Below are 13071 nucleotides of genomic sequence, written 5' to 3' on the forward strand. Positions count from 1 at the left end.
CGACGCTCGATTTTCCTTGTCGACACCAACGTTCGAACGGGGAGGAATTCATGCGGGTACGGCGACCGACGCCGACCGACGTCACGGACGCCCCAGCCGGCTACCGGACATCGCCGTGGCTGCTCACGGCACTGCCCGTCCGGGCAGCCCGGGCCGCCGCCGACGCGATGGCGCTGGCCGTGGCGCTGCTGATCGCCACGCTGCTACGCCACGACGGCGACTTCGCCGCGGTCGACGCCACCGGGCTACTGATCCTGGCCTCGCTGGCCGCGGTCGTGCACAGCGCCGTCGGCCTGCAGTTCGGGCTCTACACCGGCCGCTGGTCGTACGGCTGCTTCGAGGAGATCGCCGCGCTGGCGAAGACCGCGGCGCTCACCACCCCGCTGGTGTTCATTCTGGACACCCTCGTCGGCCGGCTCGTGCCGCGCTCGGCCATCATCGCGGCGGGCCTGATCGCCCTGGTCCTGGCGGCCGGCGTGCGCTACGCCGCCCGGCTGCTGCAGAACCACCGCCTGCGGCCCTCGCCGGAGCACGGCACCCGGGTCGTGGTGATGGGCGCCGGGGAGGGCTCGGCCCAGGTCATCCGCGCCATGCTGCGCAGCCCGTTCAGCCCGTACATCCCGGTCGCGCTGCTCGACGACGATCCCGCCAAGCGCACCCTGCGGCTGATGGGCGTACCGGTGGCCGGCAACCGGCACGCCATGGCCGAGGTCGTCCGGCGGTTCCGCGCCGACGCGGTGCTCATCGCGATCCCCAGCGCGAGCGCCGAACTGATCCGGGAGCTGACCGAACTTGCCCAGCCGCTCAACGTCGACCTGAAGGTCGTGCCGCCCGTTGTCGAGCTGTTCGGCCGTACCGTCAGCGTGGAGGACATCCGTCCCGTCAGCCACGCCGACCTGCTCGGCCGGCGCGAGATCGGCATCGACCTGGCCGCGGTGGCCGGCTATCTCGAGGGGCGCCGGGTGCTCGTCACCGGCGCCGGCGGCTCGATCGGCTCCGAGCTGTGCCGCCAGGTCGCCCGCTTCAAGCCGGCCCGTCTGGTCATGCTGGACCGCGACGAGTCCGGGCTGCACGCCGTGCAGCTGTCGCTGGACGGCCGGGCGCTGCTCGACGACCGCAACCTGGTCGTCGCCGACATCCGCGACCAGCAGCGCCTGGACGAGGTGTTCGCCGAGCACCGGCCGCAGGTGGTGTTCCACGCGGCGGCCCTCAAGCACCTGCCGCTGCTGGAGATGCACCCGTCCGAGGCGCTCAAGACCAACATCATCGGCACGTACCAGATCCTGCAGACCGCGCTGCGGCACGGCGTCGACCGGCTGGTCAACATCTCGACCGACAAGGCCGCCGACCCGACCAGCGTGCTCGGCTACTCCAAGCGGATCACCGAGCGCCTCACCGCGGCCGCCGACGAGTCCGCGCCCGGCACCTACTGCAGCGTCCGGTTCGGCAACGTGCTCGGCAGCCGCGGCTCGGTGCTCACCGCGTTCACGGCGCAGGTCGAGTCGGGCGGGCCGATCACCGTCACCGACCCCGAGGTGTCCCGCTTCTTCATGACCGTGCAGGAGGCGGTGCGCCTGGTCATCCAGGCCGGCGCCCTCGACAGCAGCGGCGAGGTGCTGGTCTTGGACATGGGCGAGCCGGTGCGCATCGCCGACGTCGCCCGTCGGCTCGCCGACGCGGCCGACCGGCACATCCAGATCGTCTACACCGGACTGCGCCCGGGGGAGAAGCTCCAGGAGATCCTGCTCGGCCCGGACGAGCCCGACCACCGGCCGAACCACCCGCTGATCTCGCAGGCGCCGGTGCCGCCGCTGGACGGCGCCGTGCTGTCGCTGCTCGACCCGACGGTGCCGCGCACCGACCTCATCGCCGTGCTGCGCTGGCTCGCCGAGAGCCCGGCGCTGTCGGCGGCCCGCGAGGCGAACCCGCCGGCCGTGGTGTCGCGGCCCGGCCGCAACCGGAGCAACGGCCGCAACCGGACGACGCCGCCGCAGCGCCAGCCCGAATTCACCGTACGGCCGGGGCGGCAGCCGTGAGCGCCCGGGCACAGGAGGGGAGCAGGCCCATGCGGGTCGTCATCGCCGGTCAGGGATACGTGGGGCTGCCGCTCGCCGTCCGCGCCGCACAGGTCGGCCACACGGTCGTCGGCTTCGACGTCGACGACGAGCGGATCAAGCGGCTCGCCGCGGGGGAGTCCTACGTGGACGACGTGCCCTCGGTCGAGCTGCAGGAGATCCTCGACAGCGGCGCGTTCCAGCCGTCGTCGGATCCGCGCTCGCTGGCGGGCTTCGACGTCGCCGTCATCGCGGTGCCGACGCCGCTGCGCGAGGGCACGCCGGACCTCGCGTACATAGAGGACTCGGCCCGGACCGTCTCCCGCTATCTGCGGCCCGGCGCGACGGTCGCGCTCGAGTCGACCACCTACCCCGGCACCACCGCCGAGCTGGTCGCGCCGCTGCTGGAGGAGGGCTCCGGCCTGGTCGCCGGCACGGACTTCTTCCTCGGCTACAGCCCCGAGCGCATCGACCCCGGCAACCGGCAGTGGAACCTGGTCACCACCCCGAAGGTCGTCTCCGGCATCAACGAGGCGTCCCTGGCGAAGGTGCGGGAGTTCTACGGCTCGGTCGTCGAGCAGACCGTGCCGGTCTCCGACTGCAAGGTCGCGGAGCTGGCGAAGCTGCTCGAGAACACGTTCCGGCACGTCAACATCGCCCTGGTCAACGAGCTGGCGGTGTTCGCGAACGAGCTCGGCATCGACGTCTGGGAGGCGATCGAGGCGGCGTCCTCCAAGCCCTTCGGGTACATGCGCTTCGTGCCCGGCCCGGGAGTGGGCGGCCACTGCCTGCCGATCGACCCGTCGTACCTGTCCTGGCGGGTGCAGCGGACCCTCGGGCAGAGCTTCCGCTTCGTCGAGCTCGCCAACGACATCAACAACCACATGCCGGACTACGTCGTGCGGCGCCTGGTCGTTGCGCTCAACCGGCACCGCAAGGCGGTCAACGGCTCGACCGTGCTGCTGCTCGGGCTGGCTTACAAGAAGAACACCGGCGACGCCCGCGAATCGCCGGCCCGGCGGGTCGCCTCGCTGCTGCTGGACATGGGCGCCGAGGTCCGCGCCGCCGACCCGCACGTGGTCGAGGACGCGCACGTCGACCAGCGGGTGGTGCGGGTCGCGCTGACGCAGGAGCAGGTCGCCGCGGCCGACGCCGTGGTGCTGCTCGCCGACCACGACGCGTTCGACCTGGACCTGGTCGTGCGCCACGCCCGCTACGTGCTGGACACCCGCAACCGCCTGACCGGACCCACCGTCGAGACGCTCTAGCCGAAGGAGTCGCCGTGGAATTCGTACGCCTGCTCTGGGACGGCCTGAACCGCCTGGCCGCCGCCCTCGCCCTGGTGCTGTTGTCGCCGGTGATAATCGCGGTCGCGGCCTGGATCAGGATCGCGGACGGCAAGGGGGTCCTGTTCGTGCAGGACCGGGCCGGCCGCGACGGCGTGCCGTTCCGGATGCTGAAGTTCCGCTCGATGGTGCACGACTCCGTCGCGCTCAGCGCCAAGCTCGGCATCAGCGACCCGTTCGGCCTGGTGGAGAACGATCCGCGGATCACCCGCTGCGGCCGGTTCCTGCGCCGCACCAGCCTCGACGAGCTGCCCCAGCTGGTCAACGTGGTACGCGGGCAGATGGCGCTGGTCGGCCCGAGGCCGGACGTGCTGCCGCAGGCCGCCAACTACTCCGCCGAGGACCGGCGGCGCCTGGAGGTCAAGCCGGGCATCACCGGGTGGGCGCAGGTCAACGGCCGCGACGACATCGACTGGCCGCAGCGCTTCGCGCTGGACCGCTGGTACGTGGACCACTGGTCGCCGGCGCTGGACCTGCGGATCATCTGGCGCACGGTGGCCACCCTGCGGCGCGACGAGGCGCCCGTGCACGTCGACGAGCTGAACATCCGCCGGGCGCAGGAAGTGGAAGTGGACGTGCGCCGTGCCGCCTGACCCGCCCCGCGAGGTCGGCTCGGAATTCCACTGGGACCCGGCCGCCCTGCTCGGCGCCGACCGGGGCGGCGGTCTGCCGCGGTGGCTGCCGAAGCGGCACGCGCTGTTCGCCACCGGCTGCGGCGCGCTGATCGCCGCGCTGCACCAGCTGCCGCCCGGCGGCCGGCTGCACATGCCGTCCTACTTCTGCATGGGTGTCGCCGAGGCACTCTCGGCCGAGGCACCCATCGGCTGGTACCGCCACCTGCCGGACGAGCCGGGCCCCGCCTTCGAGACGCTGCTCGCCGAGCCCGGCGACGTGGTGCTCGCCCAGAACCTGTTCGGGCGCAACGTCCGCGAGCCGTGGGACGCGTGGCGGGAGAAGCACCCCGGCGTCGACGTCCTCGAGGACCACTCGCACGACCCCTTCAGCGCCTGGGCCCGCGAGAGCACCGCGGCGTACGCGGTCGCCTCGCTGCGCAAGACGCTGCCGCTGCCCGACGGCGGCCTGCTGTGGTCGCCCGCCGGCCTCGACCTGCCCCGGCCGCGCGGCGAGGAGAGCCCCGGCGCCCAGCTCAAGCTGGCCGCGATGCTGCTCAAGTCGGCCTGGCTCGACGGCCGGCCGATCGGCAAGGACGGCTTCCGCACGCTGCAACAACAGGGCGAGTACGCCCTGCTCGGCAGCGCCGGCCCGGCCAACGCCGTCACCGTCGCCACGCTGCCGCTGCTGGACGTGGCGGGCCTGCGCGCGGCGAGCACCGCCAACGTCCGCGAGCTGCTCGCGGCCCTGCCGGAGCGGAGCCCCACCTGGTCGGTCCTGACCGGCGGCCCGGAAGACGCGGCGCCCTTCCGGGTGCAGCTGCTGTGCCCGTCCGAGGAGATCCGCGACGCCCTGCGCGCGCATCTCGCCGGGCACGGCATCTTCGCGCCCATCCACTGGCACCAGGACCGCGCCGGACTCTGGAGCGGCGACGAGGAGGCGGCCGACCTGGCCGGGCGGATGCTGACCGTGCCGGTCGACCACCGTTGCGACCACGACGACATCCGCCGGACCGCGGACGTCCTGGCCGCCTTCGCCTCCGCGTCGGCGGTACCCGCCCGGGATCGAGGCTAAGCTCCATCGGTGCCTGTGTTCCTCGCCGTCGACCTGGGGGCCGAGAGCGGCAGGGTGGTGCGTGGCTCGCTACGCGACGGACGGCTCGCCGTCGACGAGGTGCACCGGTTCGCCAACCGCCCGGTCACCCTGCCCGACGGGCTGCACTGGGACGTACTGGCGCTGTTCGCGGAGCTCTCGGCGGGGATCGCCGCCGCGGCGACGGGCGCGCGGATCGACGGGGTCGGCATCGACACCTGGGGCAACGACTTCGCGCTGCTGGACCGCGGCCGTGCCCTGCTCGGCAACCCCTGGCACTACCGCGACCGGCGCACCCTGACCAGCCCGGAGCTGGTCGCGGCCAGGGTCGGCGCCAGGGAAATCTACCGGACCACCGGAACGCCGCCGTTGCCGATCAACACCGCAAGCCAGCTGGTCGCGATGGAGGGGTCCGCGCAACTCGAGGCCGCCGAGCGGCTGGTGCTGCTGCCCGACCTGTTCGGCTACTGGCTGACCGGCGAGCTGGCGACCGAACAGACGATCGCCAGCACCAGTCAGCTCATGGACGTGCGGACCCGTTGCTGGGCGACCGGAGTCATCGAGAAGCTGGGTATTCCGCTGCGGTTGTTCGACTTCGATGTCGTGCCGGCGGGCACCAGGGTGGGCAGCCTGCGCGAGCACCCCGGGATTCCGTTGTGGATGGTGGCCGGGCACGACACGGCGTCGGCAGTGGCGGCCGTACCCGCCGGCGGGGAGTCCTTCGGTTACCTCTCCTCGGGTACGTGGTCGCTGGTCGGCCTGGAGCTGGACGCGCCGATCCTGACCGACGAGGCCAGGCTGGCCGGCTTCTCCAACGAGGCCGGCATCGACGGCACGATCCGGTTCCTGCGTAACGGGACCGGGCTGTGGCTGCTGCAGCGGTGCCGGGCCGCGTGGCGCTCGCCGTCGTACGCCGAGCTCGTCGCCGCGGCGCGGGCGGCGCCCGGATTCCGCAGTCTCGTCGACCCGGACGATCCCGCGCTCGTCACGCCGCAGGACATGCCGGCGCAGCTCGCGGCGGCGTGCCGGGACAGCGGGCAGCCGATTCCGGCCGACCGGGCCGCCGTCGTGCGTTGTGTGCTGGACAGCCTGGCCTGCAAGCACCGGTGGAGCCTGGAACGCGCCGAGCGGCTCGCCGGCCGGCGCGTCGATGTCCTGCACATCGTCGGCGGCGGGGCGGCCAACACCCTGCTGTGTCAGCTCACCGCCGATCTGACCGGCCGGCCGGTGCTGGCCGGGCCGATCGAGGCGACCGCCGTCGGCAACCTGCTGGTCCAGGCGCGGGCGGCGGGGGAGTTGGGCTCCCTGGCGGAGATCCGCGACGTCGTGGCCCGGTCGCTTCCGCCACGCCGGTACGAGCCGCATGCCTCGGATCTGATCGAGGCCGCCTACGCTCGCTTCCTGACATTGCTCGACCGCCATGACAAGTTCTGACATATTCTGCAACGGTGGTCGTCAAGACCGGAGGTGTCGACCGTGCTGATCGCCGAGCGTCGCCGGCTCCTGCTGGCCCATGTGCACGACCACGGCTACGTCTCGTTCCGGGACCTCGCCGCGGCCCTGGGCATCTCCGAGTCGACCGTCCGCCGGGACCTGCGTTCGATGGTGTCCGAAGGGCTCCTCTCGCCGACCCGCGGCGGCGTGGGTCCCCGGCGTGAGCTGACGCCCACCCGGGCGGCACCGCGCGCGGCCGGTGTGAACAGCGCCGATCCGGTTTCCGCGCCCCGGGAGGCCATCGCCGCGCTGGCGGCGACGCTGGTCACGGAGGGCAGCGCGGTGCTGCTGGGTCCGGGCCGGACCACCACCGCGCTGGCCCGGCACCTCGCCGTGCTCGGCCACCTGACGGTGGTCACCAACTCGATCTCGGTGACCGGCGCGCTCATCGACGCGCCGCAGATCGACGTGGTGCTGATCGGCGGCGCGCTGCGCCGGTCGATCGGCGCGGCCGTCGGCCCGATCGCCGAGGCCGCGCTGACGGGGCTCCGCGGCGCCCAGGTCTTCCTCTCCGGCGAGGGCGTCACGGCGGAACGCGGCCTGACCACGCCGAATGTCTTCGCCGCGGCGACGGATCAGGCCCTGATGGCGGCCGGCCGGCAGGTGGTGGTGCTGGCCGACCACACCAAGCTCGGACACGACACGATGTGCCAGACGGTGCCGAGCGAGCGCATCGACGTGCTGGTCACCGACCGCGGCGCCGACGAAGCGGCGGTCGACCGGCTCCGGGCCGAGGGTATCGACGTCCACCTCGCGTAGCCCGCCTCTTGACAGAAGTTGGCAACAATCGACTACGATCTGGCCAAGTTCGTGTCAAAGGTTTTCACATCATGGCGCTCACTCTGATGAAGGAAGGCCCTAGATGCCTCCGTCCAGAAGATTCGTGCGTGGTGTCGCCGCCGGCACCGTCGTGGCCGCGCTCACCCTGACCGGAGCCTGCACCAAGAGTGCCGGCGAGGATGACACACCCACCGCGGGCAGCTCCGCGGCGCAACAGGTCCAGGCGACCTCCGGGGCCGGGGGATGCACGCCGGAGAAGTACAACGGCGGCGTGCCCCAGCTCGATCTCAAGACCGTCACCGTCGGCTTCGCCCAGTCGGAGAAGGAAGCCAACCCGTTCCGGATCACCGAGACCCAGTCCATCAAGGACGAGGCGGCGAAGCGGGGCATCAAACTCATCACCACCAACGCCCAGTCCGATCTCAACAAGGAGATCGCGGACATCCAGGGCATGATCGCGCAGGGCGCCAAGGCACTGATCATCTCGCCGCTGAACTCCGAGGGCCTCGACCCGGCGCTGAAGGCCGCGCAGGACGCCAAGGTGCCGGTCATGACCATCGACCGGCTGCTCACCACGAAGAAGCCGTGCGTGGACTACCTGGGCTGGATCGGGTCCGACTTCGTCGTACAGGGTCAGCGCGCGGCCGACGCCATGATCAAGGCGACCGGCGACCAGGGCAGCGTCGCGATCCTGCTCGGCGCCTCCGGCGTCAACGTCACCGTCGACCGCACCAAGGGCTTCAAGGATCAGCTCGTCGCCAAGAATTCCAAGCTGGCGGTCGTGGCCGAGCAGACCGGCGACTTCACCCGGGAGAAGGGCCAGAAGGTCACCGAGCAGCTCATCTCGGCCAACCCGGACATCACCGCGATCTACGCGGAGAACGACGAGATGGCGCTCGGCGCGGTGGCCGCCCTCAAGGCCGCCGGCAAGAAGGCCGGCGACGTCAAGATCATCACGATCGACGGGACCAAGGGTGCCGTGCAGGGCATCCTCGACGGCTGGATCGCCGGCGTCATCGAGTCGAACCCACGCTTCGGGCCGCTGGCCTTCCAGGCCCTCGAGGACTTCTACGGCGGCAAGGGCGTGGTCGAGAAGACCATCATCTCCGACAAGGAGTACACCGCGGAGAACGCCCAGTCCGAGCTCGCCAACGCGTACTAGGTCTCCGGTGAACGCGCCCGTCCTGGAGGTCCACTCGGTGCGCAAGCACTTCGCCGGCGTGCGTGCTCTCGACGGTGTCTCGCTCTCCCTGCACCCGGGCGAGGTACACGCGCTGGTCGGCGAGAACGGCGCCGGCAAATCCACCCTCATAAAGATCATCACCGGGGTGCACCGACCGGACGAGGGCGACGTTCGCTACCTGGACGAGACCGTCGCCTTCGCCCGGCCCCGCGACGCGCAGGCCGCCGGGATCAGCACCATCTACCAGGAGATCAACCTGGTGCCGCTGCGCAGCGTCGCCGCCAACCTGTTCCTGGGCCGGGAACCGGTCAACCGGATCGGCCTGATCGACCGTCGCCGCATGCACCGGGCGGCCCGGGAGACGCTGGCGCGGTACGGAATCACGGTGGACGTCCGGCAGCGCCTCGGCGAACTCGGCCTGGGCGTGCAGCAGATGATCGCCGTCGCCAGGGCGCTGTCCATGAACGCCCGGGTGGTCATCATGGACGAGCCGACGTCGTCTCTCGAGCCCCGAGAGGTCGACCTGCTCGTCGGGGTCGTCGACGTGCTGCGCGCGCAGCACGTCGCGGTCCTGTACGTCACGCACAAGCTCGATGAGGTGTTCCGGGTCTGTGACCGGGTCACCGTCCTGCGCGACGGCCGGGTCGCGCACAGCGGTGCGGTCGCCGAGACGACCCGGCTGCGGCTCGTGGCCACCATGCTCGGCCGGGACATCGACGAGGTACGCCGGCACGGCGCCACCACCTTCGGCGACGAGCAACGCGATGCCACCGGCGCCCCGCTCCTGCGCGCCGAAGGGCTCAGCCGCCGGCCGCTGCTCGACAACGTCAGTGTGGACGTACACGCCGGTGAGGTCGTCGGCCTGGCCGGGCTGCTCGGATCCGGGCGCACCGAGACGGCCAAGGCGGTCTTCGGCGCCGACCCGATCGAAGCCGGCGTGGTCACCATGGACGGCCGGCGCGCGCGGCGCTGGTCGCCGGCCGCGGCCATCCGGGCCGGGCTCGGCATGGTGCCCGAGGACCGCAAGGCCGAGGGTGTCATCGCCGACCTGTCGGTGCGGGACAACATCGTGCTCGCGGCGCTGCCGCGGCTCACCAAGGCCGGCTTCCTCTCGGAACGCCGGCAGGCCGCGCTCGTCGACACGTTCGTCGCGCGGCTGCGCATCAAGATCTCGCATCCCGGCCAGAAGGTCCGTGAGCTCTCCGGCGGCAACCAGCAGAAGGTGCTGTTGGCCCGGATGCTCTGCCTGCATCCGAAGGTGCTGATCCTGGACGAGCCGACCCGCGGCATCGACGTCGGCGCGAAGTTCGAGATTCAGTCGCTGATCGACGAGCTCGCCGAGCAGGGCCTGGGTGTCCTGCTCATCTCCTCGGAGTTGGAGGAGGTCGTGGAGGGCGCCGACCGGGTGCTGGTGCTGCGCGACGGCGCGGTCGTCGGCACGTTCCGCGGCGACGAGGTCAGCGAGGACCGCATCATGCGGACCATCGCCTTGGCGAGGGAGCACGATGCCTGACACCCGGACCGCGCCCCGGACGCGTACCGACGTGCTGGGCCTGCTCCAGGTCGGCGGGGTCTACCTGGCGATCGCCGTGATCCTGGTCTTCAATCTGGTGTTCACACCCCACTTCGCCACGATGACCAACCTTCGGCTGCAGCTGGTGCAGGTCGCGCCGGTCGCCATCGTGGCGATCGGCATGGCCCTGGTCATCGCCACCGAGGGCATCGACCTGTCGGTCGGCGCGACGATGGCCATCAGCGCCGCGCTGCTCCCGCTCTACCTCGGGTACGGCGTATGGCCGGCCATGGCGATCGCGCTCGCGGCCGGTGCGGTGGTCGGCGCCGTCAACGGGTCTCTGGTGGCGTTCGCCGGAATGCAGCCGATCATCGCGACGCTCGGCGTGCTCGTGGCCGGACGGGGCCTCGCCCTGGTGTTCGCCGACGGCCGGCTCACCGAGATGTTCGACCCGACCCTCGGCGCGCTCGGCAACGCCTCGGTGCTGGGCCTTCCGATCAGCGTCGTGCTGGTGCTGGTGATCACCGGCGCGGCCGGGCTGGCGGTACACCGGACCGGTTTCGGCCGGCGGGTCCTGGCGACGGGCGGCAACCGGGCCGCGGCGACCCTGGCCGGCCTGCCGGTCAAGGGAACCCTCGTCACCGTGTACGTGCTCAGCGGCCTGCTCGCCGCCGTCGCCGGCCTGCTGACCACCGCGCGTCAGGGCGCCAGCGATCCGTCGTTCGTCGGCCTGTTGATCGAGTTGAGCGCCATCACCGCGGTCGTCGTCGGCGGCACACCTCTGTCCGGCGGCCGGGTCCGCATTCTCGGCACGCTGATGGGAGCCCTCCTGATGCAGCTCATCACCGCGACCGTGATCCAGCAGAACCTGCCGGACTCCACCGCCCGCATGATCCAGGCGAGCATCATCGTCGCCGCGGTCTACGTCCAGCGCGGTCGGAGCGCGGCATGACGGCCGTGGACCATCCGGTGAGCGCACCGGGGCGGACCGGGCCGTCGGGTCGCCGCCTGCGGTGGCGCCCGGACCGCGCCGGCGCGCCGATCGTCCTGGCCCTGGTGCTGGTCGGCGGCACCGTGCTGTTCGGCGACAGCTTCGCCAGCGGGCAGAACCTCGGCAACATCGCGTTGGACAGCTCATACCTGCTGCTGATCGCGACCGGGATGACCTTCGTCATCCTCAGCGGCGGCATCGACCTGTCGGTCGGGTCGCTGTTGGCGCTGGCCGGGGTGCTCACCGCGTACGGCGCGCAGTGGGGCACCGCCGCCGCCATCGCCCTGCCGCTGCTCGTCTGCGCGATGTTCGGGCTGGTCAACGGGCTGCTGATCGGTCGTGCCCGGATAGCGCCGTTCATCGTGACGCTCGCCGCGCTGCTGTTCGCCCGGGGCCTGGCATTCGCCGTCGCGAGCGAGGGCAACAAGGTGTACATCATTCCGGCCGATCTCCTGCTGACCCGGCTCGGTCAGGCGCGCTGGCTCGGCGTGCACGCCCCGGTCTGGTTCGCGCTGGGCGCCTTCGCGCTGGGCGTGCTGCTACTCAACCGGACCCGGTTCGGCCAGGCGGTGTTCGCGATCGGCGACAGCCAGGAGGCGGCCGAGCTGATGGGGTTGCCGGTCGCTCGCGTCCGGGTCCTGGTCTACGTGCTCAGCGCCACCCTCGCCGGCGTGGCCGGCGTCCTGGTCGCCGCACAGACGTCTTCCGGCCTGCCGACGATCGGCGAGGGCCGGGAGCTGGAGGCGATCGCCGCGGTGGTCATCGGCGGCACGCTGCTGTCCGGCGGATCCGGCTCGTTGAGCGGGACGCTCGCCGGTGTGTTGCTGCTCAAGGTGATCCAGAACCTGATCAACCAGGTCGGCACGCTCACCGCGTACTACCAGCAGGTGGTCAGCGGAACCTTCCTGATCGTGGTGGTGCTCGTGCAGTCGCGCCTCGCCCGCCGGAGGCGGCGGTGAACCGGGCGGCGAGGTTCGCACCGGGCGTGGTCCGGCCGGCCGCACCGGCGGCCGGGGCACCCACCCGGGTGGCGGTGGTCGGCACCGGCGAGTGGTGGGGGCGCCAGCACGCCGAGCTGTTCGCCCGGCGCGGCGACACGTCGCTGGTGGCCGTCGTCGGGCGCGATCCGGGACGCACCGCGGCGCGCGCTGCGGAGGCCGGCACCCGCGGATACACCGACCTCGACGAGATGCTCGACCGGGAACGGCCGGACCTGGTGTCGGTGTGCCTGCCGAACGAGGGCCACTTCCCGCCGACCCTGCGGCTGATCCGCGCCGGGGTGCCGTTGCTGCTGGAGAAGCCGCTCGTCTTCGCCCTCGACGAGGCGGACGTCCTGGTCGCCGAGGCCGCCGCGCGCAAGGTCTTCATCGGCATCAACTTCAACCACCGGTACGCGCGGCCGGTCCGCCTGGCCGCCGCGGCGATCGCCCGCGGTGACCTCGGCCGGCTCGCGTTCGCGACCTGGCGCTTCGGCGGCGAGGCCGGCACCAGCCGGCACCCGCACGCCAATCTGATCGAGACCCAGTGCCACGGCCTGGACATGCTGGAACACCTGTGCGGCCCGATCACCTCGGTGATGGCGCAGGCCGCCGATCCGAGCGGAAACGGCTGGTCCAGCCTGGTGGTGGCGGTGCAGTTCGGCAACGGGGCGGTCGGCAGCCTGGTGGGCAGCTACGACTCGTCGTACGCCTACCCCGACACGCACAGGGTGGAGCTCAACGGCACCGCCGGCCGGGTTCTCATCAACGACACGGTGCGCCGGTTCAGCTTCCAGGCCGCCGGTGACGAGATGGCGCGGGTCTGGCAGGCCGGCTACTTCAACGACGTCGACCGCGACTTCCACGCGACCTTCGACTCCCACGTCGACGACCTGCTGTCGGCCCTGCGCGACGGACGGGAACCACCGATCCCGATCGCCGCCGGACGGCGTGCGCTGCTGATCGCCACCGCCGTCATCCGCTCGTTCGAGACGGGCCGGCGGGTGTCCACCGTGGAGTAGCCGTCGG

11 protein-coding genes are annotated in these 13071 nt (G+C 71.8%); all 11 read left to right on the forward strand.

What is annotated here, in order from left to right; translation table 11 throughout:
• The first annotated feature begins 50 nt into the window (after positions 1–50).
• The 11 genes from ACIBSW_RS16415 (at position 51) to ACIBSW_RS16465 (ending at position 13064) form a co-directional block, all read left to right on the forward strand.
• On the forward strand, positions 51–2036 hold the full coding sequence (locus ACIBSW_RS16415; protein WP_354728767.1) for a nucleoside-diphosphate sugar epimerase/dehydratase: 1986 nt from the start codon (positions 51–53) through the stop codon (positions 2034–2036).
• 29 nt (positions 2037–2065) lie between these two features.
• Complete coding sequence (locus tag ACIBSW_RS16420; RefSeq protein WP_354728769.1) at positions 2066–3322, forward strand: nucleotide sugar dehydrogenase; 1257 nt, start codon at positions 2066–2068, stop codon at positions 3320–3322.
• Between the two features lie 14 nt (positions 3323–3336).
• Positions 3337–3993, forward strand: coding sequence for a sugar transferase (locus tag ACIBSW_RS16425; protein ID WP_354728771.1), 657 nt, complete (start codon positions 3337–3339; stop codon positions 3991–3993).
• Positions 3983–5086: a hypothetical protein gene (locus tag ACIBSW_RS16430; protein ID WP_354728773.1), complete on the forward strand. Its 1104-nt coding sequence runs from the start codon at positions 3983–3985 to the stop codon at positions 5084–5086. The genes ACIBSW_RS16425 and ACIBSW_RS16430 overlap by 11 nt, the downstream gene beginning before the upstream one ends.
• A gap of 9 nt (positions 5087–5095) precedes the next feature.
• A complete protein-coding gene (locus ACIBSW_RS16435; protein ID WP_354728775.1) occupies positions 5096–6538 on the forward strand; it encodes a rhamnulokinase family protein in 1443 nt (480 codons plus the stop codon).
• A 42-nt stretch (positions 6539–6580) separates the two neighbouring features.
• On the forward strand, positions 6581–7357 hold the full coding sequence (locus tag ACIBSW_RS16440; protein ID WP_354728777.1) for a DeoR/GlpR family DNA-binding transcription regulator: 777 nt from the start codon (positions 6581–6583) through the stop codon (positions 7355–7357).
• 103 nt (positions 7358–7460) lie between these two features.
• Complete coding sequence (locus ACIBSW_RS16445; protein ID WP_354728779.1) at positions 7461–8540, forward strand: ABC transporter substrate-binding protein; 1080 nt, start codon at positions 7461–7463, stop codon at positions 8538–8540.
• Positions 8541–8547: 7 nt separating this feature from the next.
• Entirely contained in the window at positions 8548–10074 is a 1527-nt protein-coding gene (locus tag ACIBSW_RS16450) for a sugar ABC transporter ATP-binding protein (protein WP_404799349.1), read from the forward strand.
• Positions 10067–11026 (forward strand): ABC transporter permease, encoded by a 960-nt coding sequence (locus tag ACIBSW_RS16455; RefSeq protein WP_354728233.1) that lies wholly within the window; start codon positions 10067–10069, stop codon positions 11024–11026. The genes ACIBSW_RS16450 and ACIBSW_RS16455 overlap by 8 nt, the downstream gene beginning before the upstream one ends.
• The gene (locus ACIBSW_RS16460) at positions 11023–12024 is read left to right on the forward strand and encodes an ABC transporter permease (RefSeq protein WP_354728235.1); all 1002 of its coding nucleotides are present in this window, start codon (positions 11023–11025) and stop codon (positions 12022–12024) included. Before ACIBSW_RS16455 ends, ACIBSW_RS16460 begins: the two co-directional genes overlap by 4 nt.
• Positions 12021–13064, forward strand: a complete 1044-nt coding sequence (locus ACIBSW_RS16465; protein WP_354728237.1) for a Gfo/Idh/MocA family oxidoreductase — start codon at positions 12021–12023, stop codon at positions 13062–13064. Before ACIBSW_RS16460 ends, ACIBSW_RS16465 begins: the two co-directional genes overlap by 4 nt.
• Positions 13065–13071: the final 7 nt, after the last annotated feature.

It is taken from the genome of Actinoplanes sp. NPDC049668 (assembly GCF_044465445.1).
Taxonomy (GTDB): Bacteria; Actinomycetota; Actinomycetes; order Mycobacteriales; family Micromonosporaceae; genus Actinoplanes.